This window comes from Vannielia sp. ABF1_015 (genome assembly GCF_056160745.1).
This window is the reverse complement of record NZ_JBSWXT010000004.1, coordinates 82,925-108,829: the sequence shown is the minus strand read 5'-3', so window position 1 is coordinate 108,829 and position 25,905 is coordinate 82,925. Positions and strand designations below refer to the sequence as shown.

Annotated in this window: 22 protein-coding genes; 8 read left to right on the top strand and 14 right to left on the bottom strand. The window is 66.0% G+C overall.

Annotated features, from left to right (window positions below; all coding sequences use genetic code 11):
• Positions 1-298: 298 nt before the first annotated feature.
• The 11 genes from ACXAG6_RS19685 to ACXAG6_RS19635 form a co-directional block, all read right to left on the bottom strand.
• The gene (locus ACXAG6_RS19685) at positions 299-1,384 is read right to left on the bottom strand and encodes a BMP family ABC transporter substrate-binding protein (RefSeq protein ID WP_475339634.1); all 1,086 of its coding nucleotides are present in this window, start codon (positions 1,382-1,384) and stop codon (positions 299-301) included.
• 44 nt (positions 1,385-1,428) lie between these two features.
• Entirely contained in the window at positions 1,429-2,361 is a 933-nt protein-coding gene (locus ACXAG6_RS19680; RefSeq protein WP_140015199.1) for an ABC transporter permease, read from the bottom strand.
• Complete coding sequence (locus tag ACXAG6_RS19675) at positions 2,361-2,666, bottom strand: hypothetical protein (RefSeq protein WP_475339633.1); 306 nt, start codon at positions 2,664-2,666, stop codon at positions 2,361-2,363. Before ACXAG6_RS19675 ends, ACXAG6_RS19680 begins: the two co-directional genes overlap by 1 nt.
• Positions 2,663-3,742 (bottom strand): ABC transporter permease, encoded by a 1,080-nt coding sequence (locus tag ACXAG6_RS19670; protein WP_475339632.1) that lies wholly within the window; start codon positions 3,740-3,742, stop codon positions 2,663-2,665. The genes ACXAG6_RS19675 and ACXAG6_RS19670 overlap by 4 nt, the downstream gene beginning before the upstream one ends.
• The gene (locus ACXAG6_RS19665) at positions 3,739-5,271 is read right to left on the bottom strand and encodes an ABC transporter ATP-binding protein (protein ID WP_475339630.1); all 1,533 of its coding nucleotides are present in this window, start codon (positions 5,269-5,271) and stop codon (positions 3,739-3,741) included. The genes ACXAG6_RS19670 and ACXAG6_RS19665 overlap by 4 nt, the downstream gene beginning before the upstream one ends.
• The gene (xdhC, locus tag ACXAG6_RS19660; protein ID WP_475339629.1) at positions 5,268-6,206 is read right to left on the bottom strand and encodes a xanthine dehydrogenase accessory protein XdhC; all 939 of its coding nucleotides are present in this window, start codon (positions 6,204-6,206) and stop codon (positions 5,268-5,270) included. Before xdhC ends, ACXAG6_RS19665 begins: the two co-directional genes overlap by 4 nt.
• The gene (locus ACXAG6_RS19655) at positions 6,203-8,656 is read right to left on the bottom strand and encodes a xanthine dehydrogenase molybdopterin binding subunit (RefSeq protein WP_475339628.1); all 2,454 of its coding nucleotides are present in this window, start codon (positions 8,654-8,656) and stop codon (positions 6,203-6,205) included. The genes xdhC and ACXAG6_RS19655 overlap by 4 nt, the downstream gene beginning before the upstream one ends.
• Entirely contained in the window at positions 8,653-10,017 is a 1,365-nt protein-coding gene (xdhA, locus tag ACXAG6_RS19650) for a xanthine dehydrogenase small subunit (RefSeq protein WP_475339626.1), read from the bottom strand. Before xdhA ends, ACXAG6_RS19655 begins: the two co-directional genes overlap by 4 nt.
• Before the next feature lie 189 nt (positions 10,018-10,206).
• A complete protein-coding gene (locus ACXAG6_RS19645; RefSeq protein WP_475339625.1) occupies positions 10,207-10,656 on the bottom strand; it encodes an SRPBCC domain-containing protein in 450 nt (149 codons plus the stop codon).
• Positions 10,653-10,985, bottom strand: a complete 333-nt coding sequence (locus tag ACXAG6_RS19640; RefSeq protein WP_475339624.1) for an ArsR/SmtB family transcription factor — start codon at positions 10,983-10,985, stop codon at positions 10,653-10,655. Before ACXAG6_RS19640 ends, ACXAG6_RS19645 begins: the two co-directional genes overlap by 4 nt.
• Before the next feature lie 139 nt (positions 10,986-11,124).
• A complete protein-coding gene (locus ACXAG6_RS19635) occupies positions 11,125-12,036 on the bottom strand; it encodes a glutaminase (RefSeq protein ID WP_475339622.1) in 912 nt (303 codons plus the stop codon).
• Positions 12,037-12,084: 48 nt separating this feature from the next.
• On the opposite strand from ACXAG6_RS19635, the gene dnaE reads away from it, so the two are divergent.
• Positions 12,085-15,582: a DNA polymerase III subunit alpha gene (dnaE, locus tag ACXAG6_RS19630; protein WP_475339621.1), complete on the top strand. Its 3,498-nt coding sequence runs from the start codon at positions 12,085-12,087 to the stop codon at positions 15,580-15,582.
• A gap of 6 nt (positions 15,583-15,588) precedes the next feature.
• Complete coding sequence (locus tag ACXAG6_RS19625; protein ID WP_475339620.1) at positions 15,589-16,119, top strand: hypothetical protein; 531 nt, start codon at positions 15,589-15,591, stop codon at positions 16,117-16,119.
• 9 nt (positions 16,120-16,128) lie between these two features.
• On the opposite strand, the gene ACXAG6_RS19620 is transcribed toward ACXAG6_RS19625, so the two are convergent.
• Positions 16,129-16,329 (bottom strand): SlyX family protein, encoded by a 201-nt coding sequence (locus ACXAG6_RS19620; protein WP_475339619.1) that lies wholly within the window; start codon positions 16,327-16,329, stop codon positions 16,129-16,131.
• 104 nt (positions 16,330-16,433) lie between these two features.
• Here ACXAG6_RS19620 and hisS point away from each other — a divergent pair, with 104 nt between their 5' ends.
• The 4 genes from hisS to ACXAG6_RS19600 all read left to right on the top strand — a co-directional run bounded on the left by hisS (position 16,434) and on the right by ACXAG6_RS19600 (position 20,347).
• Positions 16,434-17,903: a histidine--tRNA ligase gene (gene hisS / locus ACXAG6_RS19615; protein WP_475339617.1), complete on the top strand. Its 1,470-nt coding sequence runs from the start codon at positions 16,434-16,436 to the stop codon at positions 17,901-17,903.
• Positions 17,903-19,000 carry an ATP phosphoribosyltransferase regulatory subunit gene (locus ACXAG6_RS19610; protein WP_475339616.1) on the top strand — a complete coding sequence of 366 codons (1,098 nt, stop codon included), beginning with the start codon at positions 17,903-17,905 and terminating at the stop codon, positions 18,998-19,000. Before hisS ends, ACXAG6_RS19610 begins: the two co-directional genes overlap by 1 nt.
• Positions 18,997-19,689 (top strand): ATP phosphoribosyltransferase, encoded by a 693-nt coding sequence (hisG, locus tag ACXAG6_RS19605; protein WP_475339615.1) that lies wholly within the window; start codon positions 18,997-18,999, stop codon positions 19,687-19,689. The genes ACXAG6_RS19610 and hisG overlap by 4 nt, the downstream gene beginning before the upstream one ends.
• A gap of 61 nt (positions 19,690-19,750) precedes the next feature.
• Positions 19,751-20,347: a hypothetical protein gene (locus ACXAG6_RS19600; RefSeq protein ID WP_475339614.1), complete on the top strand. Its 597-nt coding sequence runs from the start codon at positions 19,751-19,753 to the stop codon at positions 20,345-20,347.
• Positions 20,348-20,360: 13 nt separating this feature from the next.
• Here the strand turns inward: ACXAG6_RS19600 and ACXAG6_RS19595 are convergent, their stop codons facing one another.
• A complete protein-coding gene (locus ACXAG6_RS19595) occupies positions 20,361-22,862 on the bottom strand; it encodes an adenosylcobalamin-dependent ribonucleoside-diphosphate reductase (RefSeq protein ID WP_475339612.1) in 2,502 nt (833 codons plus the stop codon).
• Positions 22,863-22,975: 113 nt separating this feature from the next.
• Here ACXAG6_RS19595 and ACXAG6_RS19590 point away from each other — a divergent pair, with 113 nt between their 5' ends.
• Positions 22,976-23,419, top strand: coding sequence for a DUF1489 family protein (locus ACXAG6_RS19590; RefSeq protein ID WP_475339611.1), 444 nt, complete (start codon positions 22,976-22,978; stop codon positions 23,417-23,419).
• A gap of 50 nt (positions 23,420-23,469) precedes the next feature.
• On the opposite strand, the gene ACXAG6_RS19585 is transcribed toward ACXAG6_RS19590, so the two are convergent.
• Entirely contained in the window at positions 23,470-24,252 is a 783-nt protein-coding gene (locus ACXAG6_RS19585) for an FAA hydrolase family protein (RefSeq protein ID WP_475339610.1), read from the bottom strand.
• Between the two features lie 165 nt (positions 24,253-24,417).
• Here ACXAG6_RS19585 and ACXAG6_RS19580 point away from each other — a divergent pair, with 165 nt between their 5' ends.
• Positions 24,418-25,890: a 2-hydroxymuconic semialdehyde dehydrogenase gene (locus ACXAG6_RS19580; RefSeq protein WP_475339608.1), complete on the top strand. Its 1,473-nt coding sequence runs from the start codon at positions 24,418-24,420 to the stop codon at positions 25,888-25,890.
• Positions 25,891-25,905: the final 15 nt, after the last annotated feature.

Below are 25,905 nucleotides of genomic sequence, written 5' to 3'. Positions count from 1 at the left end.
CCCCAGAAAAACGCTCAACTATATGTTTTTTCTAACTTTTTTCTTGCCGCCCTCGGCGAGACCGGTTACTTGTTCTCCACGCGAAGCAAGCCAAGGCCCCCGCGCCCCAGCCAGCCAGTCGCAACACAGCTTCCCAGCCACCTCGCCAGCCAGCCCCACCCCGGGCCCGTCAGCCAGGTTGCCAAGGCCAAATGGCGCTCCCTTGTGGCGAGCGGGCACGCAGGCACGTTAGCGCGAGTCTGAAACGAAAAAGGCCCCACCGGAGCGGCGGGGCCTTTTTGTGTTTTGAGTGCAGGGCTTACTGCGGGATCTCGCCTTCCAGCCCTTCGACGTAGAAGTTCATCCCCGCCAGCGTGCCGTCATCGGCGGTCTCGCCCTCGGCCAGCCAGTCGGAGCCATCCTGCTTTTTGATCGGGCCGGTGAAGGCATGATACTCGCCCGAGGCGATCGAAGCCTGAAGTGCCTCGGCCTCGGCTTTCACATCGGCGGGCACCTTGTCGGTGATCTCGCCGATGCCGACCATGCCCGGGCCGATGCCGTCCCATGTGTTGGTCGACTCCCATGTGCCGTCCATCACCGCCTTGGTGCGGGCGATGTAATAGGGGGCCCAATTGTCGATGATCGAGGACACGCGGGGGCCGTCCTTGTACTCGGCCATGTCGGAGGCCTGACCGAAGCCAATGACGTTGCCCGCCTCGGCGGCAGCCGCGAGGGGTGCGGTGGAGTCGGTGTGTTGCAGGATCACGTCGGCGCCCTGCTCGATCAGCACCTTGGCAGCGTCGGCCTCCTTGGCCGGGTTGAACCACTCGTAGACCCAGACGATCTTGAACTGCACGTCGGGGTTGACCTTGCGGGCGTGAATGAAGGCGGAGTTGATGCCGCGCACCACCTCGGGGATCGGCACCGAGCCGATGTAGCCGATGACGTTGCTCTCGGTCATTCGGCCCGCGATGGTGCCCTGCACGGCGCGACCCTCGTAAAAGCGGGCGGAATAGACCGAGACGTTGGGCGCGGTCTTGTAGCCGGTGGCATGCTCGAACTTCACATCCGGAAACTTGGCGGCCACGTTGATCGTGGGGTCCATGTAGCCGAAGGAGGTGGTGAAGATGAGGTCGGCGCCGTCGAGCGCCATCTGGGTAATGACGCGCTCGGCGTCGGGGCCTTCGGGCACGTTCTCGACATAGACGGTTTCAACCGCATCGCCGAACTCGGCCTCGACGGCCTTGCGCCCCTGATCGTGCTCATAGGTCCAGCCGCCGTCGCCGACCGGGCCGACGTAAACAAAGCCGACCTTGGTTTTCTCGGCGTGGCTTTCGGCCAGCGCAGGGCCGGCGGCGAGCGCCAGAGCGGCGACGGCGCCTTTGAGGAGGGTTCTTTTCTTCATGTGGATTGCTCCCTGTTGAGTGGTTCGAAGAAGCCCCGGGTTTTCTACCCGGTGGCGTGGAAGGTCCGGCCCAGCGAGGCGGGCGCGCCGAGCGCCCCGCGGCTGCGGCCGGAAGACATGACCACCAGCACGATGATGGTGATGATGTAGGGGGACATCGAGAGATACTCGACCGGCACCTTGAGGCCCGCGGCCTGAAGGTTGAGTTGGAGCACGGTGATGCCGCCAAAGAGATAGGCCCCGATCAGCACGCGCCACGGCCGCCAGGAGGCGAAGACGACGAGGGCGAGGGCGATCCAGCCTGCGCCGGAGGTCATCCCTTCTGTCCATTGCGGCACGCGGACGAGCGACAGGTAGGCCCCGCCGAGACCCGCGCAGGCCCCGCCGAAGGCGATGGCGGCGCAGCGGATGGCGATGACCTTATAGCCGAGCGCATGGGCGGCCTCGTGGTTTTCGCCCACTGCGCGCAGAGTCAGCCCGGCGCGGGTGTATTTGAGGAAGGCCCATGTGGCGGCGACGATGGCGATGGCGACATAGACCATGAGGTCGTGGTTGAAGAGCACGGGGCCGAGCACGGGGATGTCGGAGAGCAGCGGGATGTCGAGCTTGGGGGTGGAGGGCGGCTTGAGGCCGACGTAACCCTGACCCATCAGCGAGGAAAGCCCGAGGCCGAAGAGGGTGAGCGCGAGGCCGGAGGCGACCTGATTGGCGAGGGCAAACTGGGTGAGTACGGCGAAGAGCATCGAGAGCAGCGCGCCCGCCACGGCGGCCCCGAGGAAGCCGAGCGCGGGAGAGCCGCTTTCGACCGCCGCCGCGAAGCCCGCGATGGCGCCGGTGATCATCATGCCTTCGACGCCAAGGTTCAGCACGCCCGCCTTTTCCACCACCAGTTCACCGATGCCCGCCAGCAGGATCGGCGTGGCGGCGACCATGAGCGAGGCGAGGAGGAGGAGCCAGTTGATTGAGGAGAGATCCATCAGGTGAGCCCGTGGAGGATGAGGTGGATGGTGCCTGCGGTGAGGGCCGCTGCGCCGAGCATCAGCCCCGCGTGGCGCAGGCTGGGCCGGTGGAGCCGGGCGGCGAGGCGGCGCAGGCCGGGCGAGAGCCGGGCGGCAAAGAGAGCGGCAGCAAGGGCGAGGGCCGCGAGGGCGGCATGGGCGAGGACGAACGGCGCCAGCGCGGTGCCGGAGCTTTCACCGGTGAGCAGGCCGTGGAGCATCATGAGCATCATCGCGCCCATGGCGGCCCCCATCAGCAGGGGCAGGGTGGTGTGGCGGGTCATGCGGCGGCTCCCTGCTTGAGGCGGATGCGGTAGTTCGTCAGCAGGTCGACTGCGAGGAGGAAGAAAAGCAGCATGCCTTGAAAGAGCTGGATGGCGGCCGCGGGGAGTTGCAGTTGCGATTGGGCGATTTCGCCGCCGATGTAGGTGAGCGCCATCAGCAGCCCGGCGAGCAGGATGCCGAGGGGGTGGAGGCGGCCAAGGAAGGCGACGATGATGGCGGTGAAGCCGTAGCCGACGTTGAAATCGGTGGTCACTTGCCCTGCCGGGCCGGAGACTTCGAAGAGCCCGGCGAGCCCTGCCAGTGCGCCGGAGGTGCCGAGGCAGAAGAGCACGAGGCGCGTGGGGTTCACCCCGGAAAAGCGGGCGGCGCGGGGGGCTTGGCCCGCGAGGCGGATGTTGAAGCCGAGCATGTGCCGGGTCAGCAGGATGTAGGCGAAGATCACCGCGATGAGGGCGAAGGCGACGCCCCAGTGGAGGCCCGCGTTCTGGCTGATCCATGAGGTGGCGGAGGGGTATTGCGCGAGGTTGCGCGAGCCCGGAAAGCCGAAGCCCTCGGGGTTTTTCATCAGCCCCACCGCCATGCCACGCAGCAGGTTTTCGGCCACATAGACGAGCATGAGCGAGACGAGGATTTCATTGGTGCCGAAGCGGGTTTTCAGCACCGCCGGGATCATGGCCCAGGCCCAGCCGCCGAGGGCGCCAGCGATGACCATGAGCGGGAAGATGATGAAGGATTCTGTGGGGTAGAAGGCGAGGCCCACGCCCGCGCCGCAGAGCGCGCCGATGATGTATTGGCCCTCGGCGCCGATGTTCCAGATGCCTGCGCGGAAGCCGAGCGAGAGGCCGATGGCGATGAGCACCAGTGGCGCGGCTTTCACCATGAGTTGCGGGCGGTAGAAGAAGGCGTGCTGGCCGAAGAGTGGATCGTAAAAGATGGTGCGGATGGCAACGAAAGGGTCTTTGCCGAGCGCAGCAAAGAGCAGCCCGCCGAATAGCATGGTGAGCAGCACGGCGAGCAGCGGGGTGGAATAGCTCCAGGCCTTGGAGGGGTTGGGGCGCTTTTCGAGGTGGATCATGCCGGGGCCTCCGCGGTTTCATGCGCCATTTCCATGTCGTGCGCGCCGCCCATCATCAGGCCGATGCGCTCCATCGTAAGGCCCTCGACCGGCACGGGGGCCGAGAGGTGGCCGCCGTTGAGGGCGGCGAAGCTGGTGGAGATTTCCATCAGCTCGTCGAGATCCTGAGAGATGACGACGATGGCCGCGCCGCCAGCGGCCAGATCGAGCAGGCTTTGCCGGATCTGTGCGGCGGCGGAGGCATCGACGCCCCATGTAGGCTGGTTGACGACCAACACCTCGGGGGCCTGCTCGATCTCGCGGCCCATGACGAATTTTTGCAGGTTGCCGCCAGAGAGCGAGCGGGCCGCGACATGGGGGCCGGGGGTGCGGACGTCGAAGGCGGTGATGACCTTTTCGGCGTAGGCCTGCGTGGCCTTCCAGTTGATAAACTCTTTCTTTGTTAGACCCTTGCGGATGCGGGCGGAGAGCAGGGCGTTTTCGGTGAGCGACATTTCCGGCGCGGCAGCATGGCCGAGGCGCTCTTCGGGGGCCGACAGCAGGCCGAGTTTGCGGCGGGCGGGGGGCGCGAGTTTGCCGATGGGGTTGCCGTGAAGTTGGACCGCATCGGGCGCGGCCAGCGCCTCGCCGGACAGGGCGGCGAGCAGTTCATCCTGCCCATTGCCTGCAACGCCGCCGATGCCCAGCACCTCGCCCTTGCGGACCATGAGCGACACATCCTTGAGCGAGGTGCCGAACGGGTTGGGCGATTGCACCGAAAGCCCCGTGACCTCCAGCGCGATTTCGCCCGAGGGGGTAAGCTCGCGCTCGGGGCGGTGCAGGGCGCTGCCCACCATCATCTCGGCCAGTTCGGCGGCAGAATTTTCACGCGGGACGGCATGGCCGACCACCTTGCCGAGGCGCAGGATGGTGGCTCGGTCACAGAGCGCGCGGATCTCTTCGAGCTTGTGGCTGATGTAGAGGATCGAGGTGCCCTCGGTGCGCAGCTTTTCCAGCGTGGCGAAGAGGATTTCGACCTCCTGCGGGGTGAGCACCGAGGTTGGCTCATCCATGATCAGCAGGCGCGGGTCTTGCAGCAGGCAGCGGATGATCTCGACCCGCTGGCGCTCGCCTGCCGAAAGGTCGCCCACGGTGCGATGCGGGTCCAGCGGGAGGCCGTATTCGTTGGAGACTTCGGTGATCCGGGCGGCGAGCTGGGCAGATTTGGGCGGGTTTTCCATGCCGAGGGCCACGTTTTCGGCCACGGTGAGCGCGTCGAAAAGCGAGAAGTGCTGGAAGACCATCGCCACCCCGGCGGCGCGGGCGGCGCGCGGCTCGGGCGGGGCGAAGGGCGCGCCGCGAAAGGTCATATGGCCTTCGTCGGGTTTGACGAGGCCGTAGATCATTTTGACGAGGGTGGATTTGCCCGCGCCATTCTCGCCCAGCAGCGCGTGAATTTCGCCTTCGTCGATTGCAAAGGACACGTCGTCGTTGGCCACGACACCGGGATAGGCCTTGCGCAGCCCATGGGCGGCAAAGAGCTCTGTCATCCCGTCATGTCCCCTCGTGTGGCGGCGTCTGCCTGCTTTTCGAGCATGGAGAGTAGCTGCGCGGCGGTGGAAATCGCAATGGTCTGCGGGTGTTTGCCGAAGGCAGGGTCACCGATTGGGCATTGGATGCGTGAAATTTGTGCAGTTGCGTGGCCTGCGGTGGCGAGGCGTGAGCGGAAGCGGGCCCATTTGGTGGCCGATCCGATGAGTCCGATGGAGGCGGCGGGGCGCTTCAGCAAGGCGTCACAGAGGGCGAAGTCGAGTGTGTGGGAGTAGGTGAGGATGATGTGATGCGCCGTTGCGGGGGCTTTTGTGGCGAGGGCGGGCAGGTCGCCTACCGTCGGGGGCACCACCGGAGCTTCGGGGAAGCGGTCGACGCTGGTGTCGGCCCAGGTGAGGGCGATGTGGTCGAGCGGGGCGAGGGTGGCGGCGAGGGCGCGGCCCACGTGGCCGGCGCCCCAGATCCACACGGGGGTGCGCGGGGTGGTGAGTGGCTCGAGCAGCCAGCCGTTTTCATGCGTGATATCAGGGGGGTAAGAGCCGTTGCGGGCCGCGGCGAGGGCGCGGGTGATGGCAAGCGGCGGCTCTGATGGGGCGGTTTCGGCGATGGGGCGGGCGTAGGCCGGGGCGTCTGGCGGCGCGGCGGCAAAGCTCTCGATGGCGAGGGTTACCGTGCCGCCGCAGCATTGGTTCATCGCCGGGCCGAGGGGCAGGGTGACGCTAACCGGCGGCTGGCCGAGGCGGGCGCGGGCCATGGCGCAGGCCTCCCATTCCAGCGCGCCGCCGCCGATGGTGCCTTGCTGGCCGGTGGGCCAGACCAGCATTGCGGTGCCGGGGCCGCGCGGGGTGGAGCCTTGGGCGCTGACGACAACCACCCGCGCCACCTCGCCGTGGGCGGCTATGGCTTGAGCGAGGGCGTCACGGTCAAAGCTCACCCCCGCGCCCTCCCGATCGCTTCGAGCACATGCTCTGCGGTCGCGGGGGCCTCCAGCGCTGGATAGTGCGGGCCGCAGGCGGCGCAGGCGTCGGACAGCGCCATGAGGGCGGAGATGCCCAGCATGAAGGGCGGTTCGCCCACGGCCTTGGAGCGGTAGATGGTGGGCTCGCGGTTGGCATTGGGCCAGAGCGCGACGTTGAACACCGGCGGCCGGTCGGAGCAGGCGGGGATCTTGTAGGTTGAGGGGGCGTGGGTGGTGAGGCGGCCCGTGTCGTCCCAGACGAGTTCTTCGGTGGTGAGCCAGCCCGCGCCCTGGATGAAGCCCCCCTCGACCTGCCCGATATCGAGCGCGGGGTTCAGCGATGTGCCGGCGTCATGCAGAATGTCGACGCGGAGCATGCGGTTTTCGCCGGTGAGCGTGTCGATGACCACTTCGGTGAGAGCCGCGCCATAGGCGAAGTAGAAGAACGGGCGGCCCTCGCCCTTGATTCTGTCCCAACTGATTGAGGGGGTCTTGTAAAAGCCGGTGGCCGAGAGCGAGACGCGGCCCACGTAGGCCTCGGCCACGGCCTTCTCCCAGGGGATCACATCGGCGCCCACATGCACGGCATCGCCCTCGAAGCGCACCTCTGCCGGATCGGCCTGATGGACCTCGGCGAGGAAGGCGGCGATGCGGGCCTTGATCTCATCGCAGGCGGCGGCCACAGCCATGCCGTTGAGGTCGCTGCCGGAACTGGCCGCCGTGGCAGAAGTGTTGGGCACCTTGGCGGTGTCGGTTGCAGTGATCTTGACCCGCTCCAGCGGCACCCCGAAGCGGGAGGCGGCGACCTGGGCGACCTTCTGGAACAGCCCTTGCCCCATCTCGGTGCCGCCGTGGTTCATGTGGATCGAGCCGTCCTGATAGACATGCACCAGCGCCCCGGCCTGATTGAGGTGGGTGAGGGTGAAGGAGATGCCGAACTTCACCGGCGTCAGCGCCAGCCCGCGCTTGAGCACCGGGTTTTCGGCGTTCCATGCTGCCACCGCCGCGCGCCGCCCGGCGTAGTCGGCCTCCTCGCACAGCGCCGCCACCAGCTCATGCGCGACCGAATCCACCACCGGCTGCCCGTATGGCGTGGTCTGCGCCCCAACAGGCACCACCGTCACCGCGTCCGGCTCTCCGGCTGCCACGGCGCCGCGCGAGGTCAAATCCTCCTCAACGCCTGCGGTGGAAGGCACCACCTGTTCATTTTCTTGCTCTAGGGGCTCCGCCCGTTCGGGAGGGAAAGGCTCCCCCGGAGCCTTTCCGGGAACCTCCCTCACCCCGCCGGAGGCATAAAAGTTCTTCTGGCGCAGCCCCAGCGGATCGCAGCCCATCTCGGCGGCGAGGTGGTCCATCACCCGCTCGATCCCGAGCATCCCCTGCGGGCCGCCAAACCCGCGATAGGCGGTGGCGCTTTGGGTGTGGGTTTTCAGGCGGTGCGAGGTGATGCGCACGGCGGGGATGAAATAGGCGTTGTCGGCATGGAGCATCGCGCGGTCAGCGACCGGCAAGGAGAGGTCTTGCGCCCAGCCACAGCGACAGAGCTGGTCGAATTCCACCGCCACCAGCTTGCCGGAGGCGTCCACCCCGGCGCGGTAGTCGATGCGAAAGTCGTGGCGCTTGCCGGTGATCATCATGTCGTCGTCGCGGTCGTAGCGCATTTTGGCCGGGCGACCGGTGAGGCGGGCGGCCACGGCGCAGGCGCAGGCGAGCGCGTTGCCCTGGCTTTCCTTTCCGCCAAAGCCGCCGCCCATGCGGCGGATCTCGACGCGCACCGCGTTCATCGGCGTGCCAAGGGCCTCTGCCACCTTGTGCTGAATCTCGGTGGGGTGCTGGGTGGAGCTGTGCACCACCATGTCGCCGCCCTCCTGCGGCAGAGCGAGCGCGGCCTGGCCTTCGAGGTAGAAGTGCTCTTGCCCGCCAAGCTCGATGGAGCCTTCGACGGTGGTGGTGGCCTGCGCCCAGCCTGCGGCGAGGTCACCGCGGGTGTATTCGCGGGGGCCATCCTCGAAGCGGGAGTTGGCGGCCATGGCGTCGTCGATGGTGAGCAGGGCTGGCTTTTCTGCGTAGGTGACGGTGGCGAGCCGGGCGGCCTTGCGGGCTGCGAGGTGGCTGGTGGCGACGACGAGAAAGATCGGCTGGCCGATGTAGTAAACCTCGCCCTCAGCGAGCAGGGGCTCGTCATGGGCGGAGGGGGAGACATCATTGGCGGCGGGCAGGTCTTCTGCTGTCAGCACGGCCACCACGCCGGGGGCGGCGCGCACGGGGGCAAGGTCGAGCGCGGCGATGCTGGCGCGGGCCTTGGCGGAGGTGCCGAAGGCGAGGTGGAGGGTGTTGGCGGGCACCGGGATGTCATCAACGTAGCGGGCCTGACCAGTCACGTGGAGCGGGGCGGCATCATGCGGGAGGGGTTTGGCCACGCTCATGGCTGCACCTCCAGCACGGAGGTGGCGGTGCCTGTGCTTTCCAACCAGTAGCGGTGGAGCATGTTTTGCGCGGTTTTCATCCGGTAGTCGGCGGAGGCGCGCATGTCGGAGAGGGGGGTGTAGTCGGCGGTCATCGCCGTCTGTGCTTGCGCGATGGTCGCCTCTTCCCAAGCGCTGCCGATCAGCGCGGCTTCGGTGGCGGCGGCGCGTTTGGGCGTGGCCGCCATGCCGCCGAAGGCGATGCGGGCCTGCGTGACGGTGCCATCGGTGACCGTGATGGCAAAGCAGCCGCAGACGGCGGAGATATCTTGGTCGAAGCGCTTGGAGAGCTTGTAGCAGCGCAGCGTATCAGGCTGGCGCGGGAAGGAGACGGCTTCGACGAGTTCGCCGGGCGCGCGGTCTTGCTTGCCATAGTCGATGAAGAACTCCTCCAGCGGGAGGCTGCGGCGGGTGTCGCCGTGGCGCAGGTGGAGGGTTGCGTTCAGCGCGATCAGGGCCGGGGGGCTGTCTCCGATGGGGGAGCCATTGGCGATGTTGCCGCCGATCGTGGCGGCGGCGCGGACCTGCTCGGAGCCGTAGCGGCGGAAGAGTTCGGCAAGCGAGGGGTAATGCGGCGCGATGGCCCCGCGCAGGGTGGCAATGGGGGTTGTTGCGCCGATGCGGATTTCGTCTTCGGTGACGGTAACATAATCGAGATCGGTGACGCGGTGGAGGAAGGCGACCTCTTCGAGATCGGCCAGCTTTTTCGTGACCCAGAGGCCAACGTCGGTGGCACCTGCGATGAGCGTGGCCTGCGGGTGGGCGGCATACCATGCGGCCAGAGCATCGGCGCTTTCGGGGATCGCCGGCTGCGGCTTTGGCGCGAGCGAAGAGCGGGCGGTGAGGTGGGCGGGCACCGGCTTTTGCGCGGCGGCCTCGGCGGCGCGGGCGATGGGCGCATAGCCGGTGCAGCGGCAGAGGTTGCCCGCGAGCTTGTCGTTATGGTCGGTTGCGCCGTTTGCGTGGGCGGCGGCCATGGAGGTGATGAAGCCCGGCGTGCAGAAACCGCATTGCGAGCCGTGGTGGGTGATCATCGCCTGTTGGACCGGGTGGAGCGTGCCATCGGGCGCGGCCACGCCTTCGACGGTGCGGATCTCGCGGCCGTGGAGGTGGGGCAGGAGCATGATGCAGGCGTTTTGCGCCGCCCATATGCCGGAGGGCGCGCGGGCCATCACCGTGCAGGCGCCGCAGTCGCCCTCGTTGCAGCCTTCCTTGGTGCCGGTCAGCCCGCGCTGCTCGCGCAGCCAGTCGAGCACAGTGGTTGTGGGGGCGATGCCTCGCAGCTCCACTGTCTCTCCGTTGAGAAGAAACGTGATGTCCATGGAGTTACCCGCCGCCTTACCGAATGCGTCCCCGAGGCCCGGCCTTCGATGCGGCGTAGAAAGCGGGCCTCCGGGGGGAGTGTGGCGGCGCAGACGCGGGGGAGGCAAGGGGGAAATTGCCGGTTTGCGCCTCTTGGGGCGGCAAATGCCTGAAATATGGGTGCAGGGACGGTGGGCAGATTGCCCACCCTACGTGGCGAGGCGGGCGAGGTTGGCGAGCGCCGCCGTCCAGCCTTCGGTATAGCCTGCGGCCATTTCATCGCCGATCAGGCTGGAAAGCTGGGCGGTTATGGTGAGGTGGCTGCCCGCGCCCTCGGGTGTGACCTCGACAGAGCAGAGACCGGCAGAGAGGGGCGCGCCGCCGATGCGGATGGTTTCGGTGAAGATCATCAGGGCGGGGGTGTCGAGATGGTGGAAGTCGGTGGTGACTTCGAACTCTGGGTTATCCGCCGGGCCGCAGCGAGACAGCTCTTGCCCGCCGGGGCGGATGTCGGCGCTGAGAATTTCGAGCGTCGTGCCCTCGCTCGGGGCCGCCCATTGGGCGCGAAACTCCGGCTCGGTGAGCAGGGTGAACACCCGCGCGGGCGGGGCGGCGATGCTCTGCGTCAGGGTCAGGGTATCGAATGTGAGCGCGCTCATGCGTCGCCTCCTTTTTCCAGTCGTTCGGCGAGAGAGGCGAGGCGGGTCAGCCTGCCTTCCCAGAGTTTGCGTTGGGTGGCGAGCCAGTCTTCGGCGGCGGCGAGGGGCGCGGCCTCGATATGCACGGTGCGCACGCGGCCCTTTTTGACCGAGTGGGTAAGGCCTGCCTTCTCCAGCACTTTCAGGTGCTTGAGAAAGGTGGGCAGGGCCATGTTGTGGGGGGCGTGCAGTTCGGAGACGGCGGCGGGCCCTTGGGTGAGACGCTCGATCACGGCCCGGCGGGTTGGGTCTGCGATGGCGCTGAAGAAGTCGTCGAGTTGGTTAGTCATGTGGCTAAGTAATGGGAGTCGGTGGGGTGTGTCAAGATGGTTAGTCAGGTGGCTTGGTATCGGTGGGGGCATCCTCGGGCTCGACCCGAGGATCTCTTTGGGGGAGGTCCTCGGGTCGAGCCCGAGGATGACGGAGCTTTCAGCCGAAGACGGACCAACCCGTCTCCTGCGCCAGCCGTTCAATGGCCTCGGTGCCGACCTTGGAGTTGCCCCAAGCGTTGAGGCCCGGCGACCAGACGGCGATGGAGGCGACACCTGGCACCGCCACGAGGATGCCGCCGCCGACGCCGGATTTGCCGGGCAGGCCGGTGCGGAAGGCGAAATCGCCCGAGCCGTCATAATGGCCGCAGGTCATCATCAGCGCGGCGATGCGGCGGCGTTTGACGGTGGAGAGCAGCAACGGTGCGCCCGGCAGCCCGGCGATGCCGCGCCCGGCGCGGGCGAGTTGCTCGGTGGTCATCTCGATGGCGCATTGGTGGAAGTAGGTGCCCAGAACCATCTCGGGCATGTTCTTCAGGTTGTCGTAGCTCTTGAGGTAGTTGGCCAGCGCCACGTTGCGAAAGCCGGTGGTGGCCTCGGAATGGGCGACCTCGGCGTCGATGTGGATATCGCTGTCCTCTGCCGCCGCGCGGATGAAGCCGAGGATTTCGGAGAGGGCCTCTTTGGGGGCGCGGCCTGCGAGGAGTTCATCGGTTGTGACCAGCGCGCCGGCGTTAATGAAGGGGTTGCGGGGGCGTCCCTGCTCTTGCTCCAGCAGGAGCATGGAATCGAAACGGTCGCCCGACGGCTCGCGCCCTACCCGCGCCCAGAGCGACTCGCCGATGCGGGAGAGCGTACAGGCCAGCGTGAAGACCTTGGAGACGGATTGGATGGAAAAGCGGGTTTGCGACTGCCCGGCAGAATGCATGGTGCCATCGGCCAGCACCACGGAGATGGCGAATTGCGCCGGGTCGATGCGGGCAAGCTCGGGGATATAGGTGGCGACCTGCCCCCAATCGGCGGCGGCGCGGGCCTCTGTGTCGAGGTGCGAGAGGAGGGCGGGCAGATCCATGGCGTGAGGCTACTTCAAACTGGCGCGTGGCCGCCATAGGGTAGCGCCATGGCTGCTCCCCGATTCATTCATCTGCGCGTTCACACCGAATACTCCCTGCTTGAAGGGGCCGTGCCGGTGAAGAAGCTGGCGGGCCTGTGCGAGAAGGCCGAGATGCCGGCTGTCGCCGTGACCGACACCAACAACATGTTCGCCGCGCTGGAGGCCAGTGTGACGCTGGCAGGCGCGGGCATTCAGCCGATCATGGGCTGCCAGGTGGATCTTGAATATGAGCAGGCCGCGCCGGGTGGAAAGCCGGTTGCCCCCGCGCCGGTGGTGCTGCTGGCCCAGAGCGAGCGCGGCTATGAGGCGTTGATGAAGCTCAACTCCTGCCTCTACCTGCGCGGCGACGGGAGCCTGCCGCATGTGACGCTGGACGACCTTGAGGCGCATTCGGCCGATGTGATCTGCCTGAGCGGCGGGCCGGATGGGCCGGTGGGTCGCTTGCTGCGGGCCGGGCAGCGGGCGAAGGCGGAGCTGCTGGTGGACGAGCTGGCGCGGATCTTTGGCGACCGGCTCTATATCGAGTTGCAGCGGCATCCGGGCGAGGATGGGCTGCCGGAGGCCGAGCAGGCCAGCGAGCGGGGCCATGTGGAGATGGCCTATGCCAAGGGCATTCCGCTGGTGGCGACCAATGACGTGTATTTCCCCAAGCCCGAGATTTACGAGGCCCATGACGCGCTGATCTGCATCGCCGAGGGCGCTTATGTGGACCAGCAGGAGGACCGGCGGCGGCTGACGGCGCAGCACTATTTCAAGAGCGCGGGTGAAATGGCGACGCTGTTTGCCGATCTGCCCGAGGCGCTTGAAAACACGGTGGAAATTGCCAAGCGCTGCGCCTTCATGGCCTATCGGCGCGACCCGATCCTACCGAAGTTTGCCGACGACGAGGTGCAGGAGCTGCGGCGGCAGGCCAATGAGGGCTTGCAGGCACGGCTGGCAGTGATTCCGCATGCGGCCAGCGTGGAAGAGTATCAGGAACGGCTGGATTTTGAGCTCGATATCATCGAGGGCATGGGCTTTCCCGGCTACTTCCTGATCGTGGCCGACTTCATCAAATGGTCGAAGGATCAGGGCATTCCGGTCGGGCCGGGGCGGGGCTCTGGTGCGGGTAGCCTTGTGGCCTATGCGCTGACGATCACCGACCTTGACCCGCTGCGCTATGCGCTGCTGTTTGAGCGCTTCCTCAACCCCGAGCGGGTCTCCATGCCCGACTTCGATATCGACTTCTGCATGGACCGGCGGGAGGAGACCATTCGCTACGTGCAGGAGAAATATGGCCGCGACCGGGTGGGGCAGATCATCACCTTCGGTGCGCTGCTCTCCAAGGCGGCGGTGCGCGACGTGGGCCGGGTGCTGCAAATGCCCTATGGGCAGGTGGACCGGCTCAGCAAGATGATCCCCGTTGAAGGCGTGAAGCCGGTGAGCATCGAGAAGGCGCTGGCCACCGAGGAGCGGCTGCGCGAGGAGGCGCGCAACGAGGAGGTGGTGGACCGGCTGCTGACCTATGGCCAGCAGGTGGAGGGCTTGCTGCGCAACGCTTCGACCCACGCGGCGGGTGTGGTGATTGGTGACAGGCCGCTGGATGAGCTGGTGCCGCTCTACCAAGACCCGCGCTCCGACATGCCGGCAACCCAGTTCAACATGAAATGGGTGGAGCAGGCCGGGCTGGTGAAGTTCGACTTTCTGGGCCTGAAGACGCTGACGGTGATTCAGAACGCGGTGGACCTGATCAATGGCGGGGGCCGCGACATTCATATCGCGCCCGATGGCACCGAGCTTTACGAGCCGCCCGAGGGGGCGGTGAACGAGATCAACGCGATCCCGCTTGATGATGAGCGGAGCTACAAGCTCTATGCCAGCGCCAAGACGGTGGCGGTGTTTCAGGTGGAAAGCTCGGGGATGATGGATGCGCTCAGGCGCATGAAGCCCGACTGCATCGAGGATATCGTGGCGCTGGTGGCGCTTTACCGGCCCGGCCCGATGGAGAACATCCCGACCTATTGCGAGGTGAAGAACGGGCAGCGGGAGATTGAAAGCGTTCACCCGCTGATCGACCATATCCTTGAAGAGACGCAGGGCATCATCGTTTACCAGGAACAGGTGATGCAGATTGCCCAGGTGATGGCGGGCTACAGCCTTGGCGGCGCCGACCTGCTGCGCCGCGCGATGGGCAAGAAGATCAAGGAGGCGATGGACGCGGAGCGGCCCAAGTTTGAGAAGGGCGCGGCGGAGAACGGGGTGGAGAAGAAGAAGGCCTCGGAGGTCTTCGACCTGTTGGAGAAGTTCGCAAACTACGGGTTCAACAAGTCGCACGCCGCCGCCTACGCCGTGGTGAGCTATCAGACGGCTTGGCTGAAGGCGAACCATCCGGTGGAGTTTATGGCCGCCGTCATGAACTGCGATATCCACCTGACCGACAAGCTGGCGGTTTATGCCGAGGAGGTGCGGCGGGGGCTGGATATCGAGATTATTCCGCCCTGCGTAAATCGCTCGCTGGACACCTTCAGCGTGGTCGATGGCAAGGTGGTTTACGCGCTGGGCGCGCTGAAGAACGTGGGCGGCGATGCGATGCGGCTGATCGTGGAGGCGCGGGACGGCCGGGATTTTGTGTCGCTCTACGACTTTGCCCGCCGGGTGGACCTGAAGAAGATCGGCAAGCGCCCGTTGGAAATGCTGGCCCGCGCCGGGGCTTTTGACCTGCTGGATGCGAATCGGCATCGGGTGTTTGCCGCGCTCGACCCGCTGGTGAACTACTCCGCCGCGATCCACGATCAGCGGGCTTCCGCTCAGGTTTCGCTGTTCGGCGAGGCGGGGGACGACCTGCCCGAACCACGCCTGCCGCAGGTGGATGACTGGATGGTTGGCGAGCGTCTGGGGGAGGAGCACAAGGCGATTGGCTTCTACCTCTCGGGCCATCCGCTGGACGATTATATGGGCCCGCTCAAGAAGCAGGGCGTGAAGACGCTGGAGCAGGTGACGCTCGACGTTCAGCGCTCGCCCGCGCTGGTGAAACTGGCCGGGTCGGTTGCGGGCCGTCAAGAGCGCAAGAGCGCGCGGGGCAACCGCTTTGCCTTTGTGCAACTCTCTGATCCGACTGGACTTTATGAGGTGACCCTGTTCAGCGAGGCGCTGGAGAAATCACGCGATTTTCTTGAGGCGGGGGCCAATGTGGTGGTGACCTGCGAGGCGACGATGGAGGCGGATCAGCTCAAGCTGCTGGGCCGCTCCGTGGCGCCGATTGACGCGGTGGCGGCGCAGGCCGGGCGGAGCGATATCCGGCTCTTCCTTGATGACATCGCGGCGGCCCCGGCGGTGAAGTCTTTGCTGGAGCGGGCGGAGGCGGATGGGGCCTCGAAATCGCGTGGCGCGGTGGCCCTTTGCCTGATGGCGGCCGACCTGCCGGGGGAGGTGCATCTTGAGCTTGAGGGTGACTTTCCGGTAAATCCGCAGATCAAGAGCGCGCTCAAGTCCTTGGGCGGCGTTGTGACTGTCGAAGACATATAAGCTGCCATGCGAAACATTCTGACCTTTGCCGCGGTTGCCGCGCTCCTCTCTGCTTGTGCCTCTCTGCCCGAGAGCACCGGCCATGCCTCCTCCAAATCGCCGCAGGCGACGCTGCCCTTTGGTGCGGTGGAAGAGAGCTGTGGGGCGAGGGGTAAGGAGCTGGGCCAGCTGATCGAGAAGCGTGGCAAGTGGAAGCTCTATGACACCCGGCCGGGCGCGGTTGGCCCGCGCAACTTTTTTGTCACCGGCTTCAAGGATGGCTGCCCGCGCAAGGTGACGGGCGCTGTGGCGCTGTTTGGTAATCTGGCGCTCTATGAGCTGGTGAACTACGGCGGCGGCGGCGGGTCGCTGCGCACCGAGACCGATGCGGCCTATGCGGGCATTCGCGGGTGCGGCAAGGGGGTTTGCAGCGAGGCCAAGCTGAAGCAGCTGGAGCGTTCGACCGCCTTTGTCAGCGTTTACCCGACGCCGGGCGCGCGGCAGAGCTTTGAGTTGCTGATGCACAAGCGCAAGCTGGTGGCTGCCGCCGTTCGGTAAACCCGCCGCTCAGTAATGCGGCGGGCGCTCATCGCCCAGCACCACGCCGCCGGTGTTGCCTTCGGCCTCTGCCTCGGCGGCGCGTTTCATCAGCATAGAGACCCGGCGTTCCACGGTATCGAGCCGTTTGCCGTGGGCCAGCACCATTTCGTGCAGGTCTTCCACCGCGCGGGTGATGTGGGCGAGTTCTTCTTCGAGGCGGTTGGTCATGCGGTTTCCTTAGCCCGGGAGGGGCCGCGCCGCCAGCCCTTGCTTGCGGGTTGGCCCCCTCTGCGCTATGCCCCGCGCGACTGGTGAGCGAGGCCTCCGAGACCATGGCGAAAGTTAAAAAGCAGCCCCGGCCCAAGGCCGTCACCCCCAAGGGCTTCCGCGACTATTTTGGCGCGGAGGTGGATGAGCGCAATGCGATGCTCGCCGAGATCGCGCGGGTTTATGCGCTTTACGGCTTTGATCCCCTGGAGACGAGCGGGGTGGAGACGGTGGAGGCGCTGGGCAAGTTCCTTCCGGATGTGGACCGGCCCAATGAGGGGGTTTTTGCCTGGGAAGAGGACGACAGCGGTTGGGTGGCGCTGCGCTATGACCTGACGGCCCCGCTGGCGCGGGTGGCGGCGCAATACCGCAATGACCTGCCCGCGCCCTACCGGCGCTATGCGATGGGGCCGGTGTGGCGGAATGAGAAGCCGGGGCCGGGGCGGTTTCGGCAGTTTTATCAGTGCGATGCGGATACGGTTGGCTCGGCCTCGCCTGCGGCGGATGCCGAGATTTGTGCCATGCTGGCGGATACGCTGGAGGCGGTGGGGATTCCGCGTGGCGACTATCTGGTGAGGGTGAATAACCGGAAGGTGCTGAACGGGGTGCTGGAATGCATGGGCCTCTCTGATGAGGCGCAGCGCGATGCGGTTTTGCGCACCATCGACAAGTTCGACAAGGTGGGTGAGGCCGGTGTGCGAGAGCTGTTGGGACCGGGGCGCAAGGATGCCTCGGGCGCGTTTATCGACGGGGTTGGCCTTTCGTCGGAGCAGGCGGAGCCGGTTGTGGCGTTTCTGACCTCCAAGGCGGCGAGCGCCGAGGAGACCTTTGGCAACCTGCGTGCCGCCGTGGGCGAGAGCGCGATGGGGGCCGAGGGGATTGCTGAGCTGGAGCAGATCGCTTCGCTGCTGGCCGCGCAGGGCTATGGGCCGGACCGGATTGAGGTTGATCCTTCGGTGGTGCGTGGTCTTGGCTATTACACCGGCGCAGTGTTTGAGGCAGAGCTGACCTTCGAGATCATGGACGAGAAGGGGCGGCCTCGGCAGTTTGGCTCGGTTGCGGGCGGCGGGCGCTATGATGATCTGGTGAAGCGGTTCACCGGGCAGGCGGTGCCTGCGACGGGCGTTTCGATTGGGGTCGACCGGCTCTTGGCAGCGCTTCGGGCCAAGGGGCGGACCTCTGGCACGGCGCAGGGGCCGGTGGTGGTGACGGTGATGGACCGGGACCGGATGGCCGAGTATCAGGCGATGGTTGGCGAATTGCGCAGTGCGGGCATTCGCGCGGAGGTTTACCTTGGCAACCCGAAGAACTTTGGCAACCAGTTGAAATACGCCGACAAACGCGCCTCCCCTGTGGCGGTGATCCAAGGTGGGGACGAGGCCGAGCGGGGTGTTGTGCAGCTGAAGGATCTCGTTCTGGGCGCCAAGCTGGCCGAGGGGCTGACCCGCGAAGAATGGGCCGAGCAACCGGCGCAGGTGGAAGTGGCGCGGGCCGATCTGGTGGCCGAAGTGCGCAAGATGCTGGACCGCGCCTGATGCTGAAGGATGTGCCGCGCGAGGAGGTTTCGCGCCTCATGGGCCTGTTCGAGGCGGCGGGCGCAGTGCGCGTGGGCGCGGATGTGCTGCAACCGGCGGGCACGCTGCTGGATCTCTATGGCGAGGAAATCCGGGCGCGGGCCTATGTGACGACTGATCCGTTGCGCGGCGAGCTGATGCTGCGGCCCGACTTTACGGTGCCGGTGGTGCAGGCGCATATGGCGCAGGGGCAGGAGCCGGCGCGCTATTGCTATGCGGGCACGGTCTTTCGGATGCAGGAAGAAGACACTGGCCGCCCCAGCGAGTTTGAGCAGGTGGGCTTTGAGCTGTTTGACCGGGGCGACAGGGCGCGGGCGGATGCCGAGGTTTTTGCGCTTATGTCTCAGTGTCTTGAGGGCAGGGGGCTGCGGGCGGCGATTGGGGATATCGGGCTGCTGAGCGCCGCTGTGGCCGGGCTCTCGACCTCTGAAAAACGCCGCGCGGCGCTGATGCGCCACCTCTGGCGGCCACGGCGCTTCAAGGCGCTGCTTGACAGGTTTGGCGGGCGGGCGAATGTGCCGACCACGCGGGCCGCGCTGCTGGCGCGGCTGGCCGAGGCGCCTGCCGAGAAGGTACTGGCGGGCGCGGGTGTGCAGATTGGCAAGCGGCGGCCCGAAGAGGTGCTGGCGCGGATCGCCGCGCTTCAGGCCGATGCCGCGGAGCCACCTATCCCCGAGGCGGAGCTGGAGCTGCTGGACGATTTGCTGGGAGTGCGTGCGTCACCCGTGGATGCGTTGGAGCATCTGCGCGATCTTGCGGTGGATATGCCCGGCCTCGGCCCGGCGCTCGACACCTTTGCGGCGCGGCTCGATGCGCTGGCCGATGCGGGGGTGGACATTGAGACGCTTGCGTTTGAAGGCTCGTTCGGGCGCACGCTGCTGGAGTATTACGACGGTTTTGTTTTTGGGTTTTTCGCCCCGCAACGGCCCGATTTGCCTGCTGTGGCCAGTGGCGGTCGCTATGATGCGCTGTGCCGGGTGCTAGGGCAGGGGCGCGAGATTCCGGCGGTGGGCGCGGTGATCCGCCCTGCCTTGCTGGCCGAGTTGGAGGGCGCGTGATGCTGAAGCTGGGCGTGCCTTCGAAGGGCCGGTTGATGGACAAGACCTTTGGCTGGTTCGGCGCACGGGGCGTGGGCCTCAAGCGCACCGGCAGCGAACGCGAATATGCGGGCGCGGTGGAAGGCGTGGCGGGCTGCGAGCTGCATCTGCTGAGCGCGGGCGAGATCCCGGCGGCGCTGGCCGAGGGGCGCATTCACCTTGGCGTCACCGGCACCGACCTTGTGCGCGAGAAGATCGCGGGCTGGGAGCAGAAGATCGAGGAGTTGGAGCCGCTGGGCTTTGGGCAGGCGAACCTAATCATCGCCGTGCCCGCCTGTTGGGCGGATGTGGATACGCTGGACGATCTTGACGCCGCCGCGAGCGCCTTTCGTGCCACCCACGGCCACCGGCTGCGGATTGCCACCAAGTATCACCGGCTGATCCGCGAATTCTTGCGCCAGAACGGGGTGGCCGATTATGCGCTGGTGGATAGCCAGGGCGCCACGGAAGGCACGGTGAAGAACGAAACCGCCGAGGCGGTGGCAGATATCACCTCGTCGGGCGAGACGCTGCGGGCCAATCACCTGAAGATCCTTTCGGACGGGTTGGTGCACCGCAGCCAGGCAACGCTGTTTCGGGCGCGTGGCGCCGATTGGGGCGGGCCGGAGCGGGAGAGCCTTGCGGCCTTGAAGGGCAAGCTCGGGCTCTGAGCGGTTTGCGCTTGGTGACGCTGGGGAATAGCATGGGCGCAACCTTAGGGGAGTGCCCGCGATGATCGAACTTTCAGGCATGTATGAAGAGGAAATCGGCCTCTTCCTCGAATGGCTCGCCCGGCGGGAGCGGTATGTGGCCTTTGAGGGCGCACGGGTGGTGAGCGAGGGCGGTTTTGGCCATATCGCGGTGCCGCTGGAGTTTGGCCCAACCTATCAGGGGCGCCGGATCGCCACGGTGGGCGCGGCCTATCGGATTCCGAGGGTGGACCTTGGCAACAAGTGCTGCCCGCATTTTTCTGTTGGAAAGATCACCACCGGCGCTGAGGATATCTGCTTCGAGGATGTGCCGATCGTGATGTATGGCCATCAGGGCAGCCATTGGCCTGGTTGCGGCTCGGCAGGGGTATTCGTTGCCGAGGGCTGGCGGCGCGGGCCTTCGCCTCATGACAGGTGGACCTTTGGCCCGGCGGCGCAGACAGGCGGGTTTACCATCAACGCGGGCGACGACCCGGATGATCTGGACCTGCCGGGCAAGCCCAAGGCCCCCGAGCCGCTGCCGGGTGCCTTCGGGATGCGCGCGGGCGATGATCCGGAGGCGATGATCCGTGCGATGCAGGCGTTTACGGGGGCGCCGGGCGGCAAGGACGAGGGCTAACGCGCGGGGCGCGTCAGCCGCATTTGGAGTGGCCGCAGGAGGTGCAGGTCATGCAGCCTTCGACCATCTGCATGGTGAACTGGCCGCAGGAGGGGCAGGACTTGCCGCGCGGGGCACCGATGGAGACGACCTCGGCTTGCGGGTCTGACTTCAGGCCCATGCCTTCGCCCGCGATGAAACCGATGGCGATGAGGTGGCGCTCGATCACCCCGCCGATGGCGGCGAGGATTGAGGGCACGTATTTGCCCTGCATCCATGCGCCGCCGCGCGGGTCGAACACGGCTTTCAGCTCTTCGACGACGAAAGACACGTCACCCCCGCGCCGGAACACCGCCGAGATCATCCGGGTCAGCGCGACCGTCCAGGCGAAGTGCTCCATGTTCTTGGAGTTGATGAACACTTCGAAGGGGCGGCGCTGGGAGCCGACCACCACGTCGTTGACGGTGATGTAGATGGCGTGTTCGCTATCGGGCCACTTCAGCTTGTAGGTTGCGCCTTCGAGGGCTTGGGGCCGGTCGAGGGGCTCCTGCATGTAGATGACATCGCCGTGGGGGTGGTTGGGTTCAGCTTCGGAGGTGGCGAGGGTTTCGGTGTCACTCTCACCGAAGAGCAACCAACCGGCAGGCACATTGAAGCACGCTGCAGCTTTCTGGGCTCCTTCTTTCGACAGTTCGCTGTGCCCCGTAAACCAATGTCCGTAACGTTTGCTTGATATCCCCATTGCTTCGGCTGCAGCAACCTGGGTCTCGAAGCCAGCTTGTTCCTGAGCCCAACGGAGTCGTTCTGACTGACTGGAGAGATCGGGGAGCGTGGCTCTCTCCTCCGAAATACTCAAAACGCTCCCCGTTACGTCGTTCGGGCGGTAGGTGGTGCAGCCTTTGCAGCCGGTTTCGTAGGCTTGCAGGTAGATATCCTTGAAGGACTCGAAGCTGATGTCTTCGGGGCAGTTGATGGTTTTGGAGATCGAGCTGTCGATCCACTTTTGCGCCGCCGCCTGCATCTTGACGTGCTCGGCGGGGGGCAGGGTTTGGGCGTTGGTGAAGTGGTCGGGCAGGGGCGCGTCACCCTTTAGGTCGCGCCACATTTGCACTGCGTAATCAACCACTTCTTCCTCGGTGCGCGAGCCGTCGGGCTGGAGCACTTTGCGGGTGTAGGCATAGGCAAACACCGGCTCGATGCCGCTGGAGACGTTGCCGGCGTAGAGCGAGATGGTGCCGGTGGGGGCGATGGAGGTGACGAGGGCGTTGCGGATACCGTGGGTGCGGATCGCCTCGCGCACGTCCTCGTCCATTGCCTGCATCGTGCCGGAGGCGAGGTAGGGCTCGGCGTCAAACAGGGGGAAGGGGCCCTTCTCCTTGGCCAGTTCTACGGAGGCGAGGTAGCTGGCGCGGGCGATGGCCTTGAGCCAGGCCTCGGTTTGCGCGGCGGCCTCGTCGGAGCCGTAGCGCAGGCCTGTCATCAGCAGAGCATCGGCGAGGCCGGTGACGCCGAGACCGATGCGGCGCTTGGCCTGCGCCTCGGCGGCCTGCTCGGGCAGGGGAAAGCGGGAGGTGTCGACCACGTTGTCCATCATCCGGATGGCGGTTGTGGTGAGCTTGGTCAGCGCGTCGATATCAACCCTCGCGGTGGTCTCGAAGGGGTCGGTGACCAGCTTGGCGAGGTTGATCGAGCCCAGTAGGCAGGCGCCATAGGGCGGCAGGGGCTGCTCGCCGCAGGGGTTGGTGGCCGCGATCTGCTCGCAGTAGTTGAGGTTGTTCATCGCGTTGATACGGTCGATGAAGATCACCCCCGGCTCGGCGTAGTCATAGGTGGAACGCATGATGCGGTTCCACAGGTCGCGGGCCTGCAGGGTGTGGTAGACCTTGCCGCCGAAGGTCAGCTCCCACGGTCCATCGGCTTTGACGGCCTCCATGAAGGCGTCGGTCACCAGCACCGAGAGGTTGAACATGCGCAGGCGGGCCGGGTCGGACTTGGCGGCGATGAAGTCTTCGATGTCGGGGTGGTCGCAGCGCATGGTGGCCATCATCGCGCCACGGCGGGAGCCGGCGGACATGATGGTGCGGCACATCGCATCCCAGACATCCATGAAGGAGAGCGGGCCGGAAGCATCGGCGGCCACGCCCGAAACGGCGGCCCCCTTGGGGCGGATGGTGGAGAAATCGTAGCCGATGCCGCCGCCCTGCTGCATGGTCAGCGCTGCCTCTTTCAGCATGTCGAAGATGCCGCCCATCGAGTCGGGAACGGTGCCCATGACGAAGCAGTTGAAGAGGGTAACGGCGCGGGCGGTGCCTGCCCCGGCGAGGATGCGGCCAGCAGGGAGGTATTTGAAGTCGGACAGGGCCTCGTAGAACTCCTGCTCGCGCGCGGGGGCGTCGGATTCGCCTTCTGCCAGCGCGCGGGCGACGCGGCGCCAACTGTCTTCCACCGTTTCGTCGATGGGCGTGCCATCGGCCTGTTTGAAACGGTATTTCATATCCCAGATGGCTTCGGCGATCGGGGCAGTGAAGGCTGTCATGGCAGTGTCCTGGAGAGTCGTGAGAGGGCGGACAATAGGGCGGTGGGCGGATGGGGTCAAACGCCTGTGAGGGCGGCTGGCAGAATCAATGGGGGAGACATAAGCTACCACATATGGGCGAACAATCAAAGAACACCATACATCTGGTAAAGCTATGTGTTGGCGTCGACACGCTGGAGCAGCTTGAGGCCTGGCGTGCGCGGCGACGCAAGGAGACAGGTGTGGCCGAAACCCGGCATGTGACTCGGATGTGGCCCAAGCAGGAGGAGGCGCTGCTGAACGGCGGCTCGCTCTACTGGGTGATCAAGGGGGTGATTCAGGCGCGACAGAAGGTGGTGCGGCTGGATGAGGTGATTGGCGGCGACGGGATCCGGCGTTGCGGGATCGTGCTTGCGCCTGAGTTGGTGCGGGTGGCACCTGCGGTGCGGCGTCCGTTTCAGGGGTGGCGCTATCTGAAGCCCGAAGACGCGCCGCCGGACTTGGCCGAGCGGCGCGAGGGTGACCCGGATATGCCCGCCGAGCTGGCGGCGAAACTGGCGGAAATCGGGATATTGTGAGGGCCGCCGGGTGGTGGGCAGATTGCCCACCCTGCGGGGCGCACGGATCGTTAGGTAAACTGCACGGCGACCGAGCCAAGGGGGCCAAAATCGGCGTGGAGCGTGTCACCCTTTTGTGCGTGCACGGGCCGGGTGAAGCTGCCTGAGAGCATGTAGTCGCCCGGCTTTAGCTCGGTGCCATAGGGGCCGAGCTTGTTGGCGAGCCATGCGATGGCCATTGCGGGGTGGCCGAGGACGCCTGCCGCCAGCCCCGTCTCCTCGATCTCGGAATTGCGGTAGAAGATGGCGCCGATGGTGCGCAGGTCCATCGCGTCGGGTTTGATCGGACGACCGCCGAGGACGATGCCCGCGCCTGCGCCGTTATCTGCCACAGTGTCGAAGATCTGGCGCGGCTCGGTCACACGGGCGTCGATGATCTCGATCGAGGGGATGACCCATTCTGTCGCGCGGAGCACGTCGATCAGCTGCACGCCGGGGCCCTTGAGGGGGGAGTGCAGCACGAAAGTGAGCTCTGGCTCGACGCGCGGCTTGCAGAAGCTCTCGAAGGGCACCTTTGCGCCGTCGTGCAGCAGTTGATCGGAGAAGAGGTAGCCAAAGTCGGGCTCGTCGATCTTGCTGGCGGCCTGCATTGCCTTGGAGGTGAGGCCGATCTTGTGGCCGACGATCTTGTGGCCTGCATCCATCCGCGCCTCGGCCACGGCGGAGGAGATCGCATAGCTGTCGGCCAGTTCGATCTCGGGGAACATGGCTGAGGGGCGCTCGCCCTGCACTTTGGTGCGGTGGCTTTCGAGAAGCGATGCAACGGCCTTGGCGCGTTGGTCCTTGGTCAGCATGAAATGTCCTCCGTTTGGGCCTGTTCATGCCGTGCCGGAGCGGATTTGCCAAGATGAAACATGTTAACTACCCACATTTTTATCGGTGATTTGCAAATCATCGATAATCTCGTTGACCGGCCGTAGGCGCAGACCTAGGCTGGCGGAAACTCAGGGAGGCAGGCCATGGACGGCGGCAGCGCAGCGCGGATTTCTAGCTTTATCGGGGGCCGGGCGGTGCCTGCGGCGGGGGAGCTGTTTGAAGATATCAACCCGGCGACCGGCGAGGTTGTGGCGCTGGTGCAGGCCGCGAGCGCGGCGCAGGTTGATGAGGCCGTCGCGGCGGCGCGGGCGGCGCTGCGGGGGCCTTGGGGCCAGATGACGGTGGATCAGCGGGCCAAGGCGATGCACGCGATTGCCGATGGGATTGATGCGCGGCGCGAGGCGTTTTTGCGGGCCGAGATTTTGGACACGGGCAAGCCGGTGAGCATGGCCTCGCATCTGGATATTCCGCGCGGTGCGGCCAACTTTCGGGCCTTTGCCGAGGTGCTCAAGCACACGCCGGGCGAGGCCTTTCCTTTCGTGGCGCCGGACGGGCGGGATGCGCTGAACTATAGCTTGCGCGGCCCGCGCGGGGTGATCGCGGTGATCTGCCCGTGGAACCTGCCGCTGCTGTTGATGACATGGAAGGTTGGCCCGGCGCTGGCCTGCGGCAACACGGTGGTGGTGAAGCCTTCGGAGGAAACCCCGGCCACGGCGGCGCTGCTGGCGGAGGTTATCCGCGATGCGGGGATACCGGAGGGCGTTTACAACGTGGTGCAGGGCGGCGGGCCGGATGCGGCTGGGCAATGGCTGACCGAGCATCCGGGCGTCGATGGCATCACCTTTACCGGCGAAACACGCACGGGCGAGGCGATCATGTGTGCCGCGGCCAAGGGCGTGCGGCCTGTGAGCTTTGAACTGGGGGGCAAGAACGCGGGCGTGATCTTTGCCGATGCCGATATGGAGGCGGCGATTGAGCAGAGCGCGAGAGCCGTGTTCATGAACGGCGGGCAGGTGTGCTTGCAGACCGAGCGGCTTTATGTCCAGCGTCCGGTGTTTGAGCAATTTGTCCAAGGCTTGAAGGCGAAGGCCGAGGCGCTGGTGGCGGGTGACCCTTTTGACACGGGCACGAGTTTTGGCCCGCTTATCCCAACGGACCACCCGGCGAAGGTGCTGGGCTATTACGACAAGGCCCGCGCGGGCGGGGCCGAGGTGATCACCGGCGGCGGTCGGCTTGAGATGCCGGGCGCGATGGCGGGGGGTAATTGGGTGCAGCCGACGATCTGGACCGGCCTCAGCGATGACAGCCCGGTGGTGCGGGAGGAAATCTTTGGACCTTGCGTGCACATTGCCCCTTTTGATGACGAGGAGGAGGTTGTGGCCCGCGCGAATGACACGCCCTATGGCCTCGCCTCGATGCTATGGACGCAGGATGTGAGCCGTGCCCACCGGGTTGCCGCGCAGCTTGAGGCAGGCATCACTTGGGTAAATTCGTGGTTCGTCCGCGATCTGCGCACCGCCTTCGGTGGCATGAAGGCTAGCGGGATCGGGCGCGAGGGCGGGGTGCATGGGTTGGAGTTTTATACCGAAACCCGCAATATCTGCGTGAAGCTGTGAGGCGGGAGGCTCTGG

Excerpts from the sequence above, each read along its gene's own strand:
- ACXAG6_RS19580 (WP_475339608.1), top strand. The coding sequence starts at position 24,418 with ATGGACGGCGGCAGCGCAGCGCGGATTTCTAGCTTTATCGGGGGCCGG.
- ACXAG6_RS19595 (WP_475339612.1), bottom strand. The coding sequence starts at position 22,862 with ATGACAGCCTTCACTGCCCCGATCGCCGAAGCCATCTGGGATATGAAA.
- xdhA (WP_475339626.1), bottom strand. The coding sequence starts at position 10,017 with ATGGACATCACGTTTCTTCTCAACGGAGAGACAGTGGAGCTGCGAGGC.
- ACXAG6_RS19640 (WP_475339624.1), bottom strand. The coding sequence starts at position 10,985 with ATGACTAACCAACTCGACGACTTCTTCAGCGCCATCGCAGACCCAACC.
- ACXAG6_RS19585 (WP_475339610.1), bottom strand. The coding sequence starts at position 24,252 with ATGCTGACCAAGGACCAACGCGCCAAGGCCGTTGCATCGCTTCTCGAA.
- ACXAG6_RS19635 (WP_475339622.1), bottom strand. The coding sequence starts at position 12,036 with ATGGATCTGCCCGCCCTCCTCTCGCACCTCGACACAGAGGCCCGCGCC.
- ACXAG6_RS19610 (WP_475339616.1), top strand. The coding sequence starts at position 17,903 with ATGCTGAAGGATGTGCCGCGCGAGGAGGTTTCGCGCCTCATGGGCCTG.
- ACXAG6_RS19675 (WP_475339633.1), bottom strand. The coding sequence starts at position 2,666 with ATGACCCGCCACACCACCCTGCCCCTGCTGATGGGGGCCGCCATGGGC.
- ACXAG6_RS19600 (WP_475339614.1), top strand. The coding sequence starts at position 19,751 with ATGATCGAACTTTCAGGCATGTATGAAGAGGAAATCGGCCTCTTCCTC.
- ACXAG6_RS19620 (WP_475339619.1), bottom strand. The coding sequence starts at position 16,329 with ATGACCAACCGCCTCGAAGAAGAACTCGCCCACATCACCCGCGCGGTG.
- ACXAG6_RS19685 (WP_475339634.1), bottom strand. The coding sequence starts at position 1,384 with ATGAAGAAAAGAACCCTCCTCAAAGGCGCCGTCGCCGCTCTGGCGCTC.
- hisS (WP_475339617.1), top strand. The coding sequence starts at position 16,434 with ATGGCGAAAGTTAAAAAGCAGCCCCGGCCCAAGGCCGTCACCCCCAAG.
- ACXAG6_RS19665 (WP_475339630.1), bottom strand. The coding sequence starts at position 5,271 with ATGACAGAGCTCTTTGCCGCCCATGGGCTGCGCAAGGCCTATCCCGGT.
- ACXAG6_RS19680 (WP_140015199.1), bottom strand. The coding sequence starts at position 2,361 with ATGGATCTCTCCTCAATCAACTGGCTCCTCCTCCTCGCCTCGCTCATG.
- dnaE (WP_475339621.1), top strand. The coding sequence starts at position 12,085 with ATGGCTGCTCCCCGATTCATTCATCTGCGCGTTCACACCGAATACTCC.
- ACXAG6_RS19590 (WP_475339611.1), top strand. The coding sequence starts at position 22,976 with ATGGGCGAACAATCAAAGAACACCATACATCTGGTAAAGCTATGTGTT.
- ACXAG6_RS19655 (WP_475339628.1), bottom strand. The coding sequence starts at position 8,656 with ATGAGCGTGGCCAAACCCCTCCCGCATGATGCCGCCCCGCTCCACGTG.
- ACXAG6_RS19670 (WP_475339632.1), bottom strand. The coding sequence starts at position 3,742 with ATGATCCACCTCGAAAAGCGCCCCAACCCCTCCAAGGCCTGGAGCTAT.
- ACXAG6_RS19645 (WP_475339625.1), bottom strand. The coding sequence starts at position 10,656 with ATGAGCGCGCTCACATTCGATACCCTGACCCTGACGCAGAGCATCGCC.
- ACXAG6_RS19625 (WP_475339620.1), top strand. The coding sequence starts at position 15,589 with ATGCGAAACATTCTGACCTTTGCCGCGGTTGCCGCGCTCCTCTCTGCT.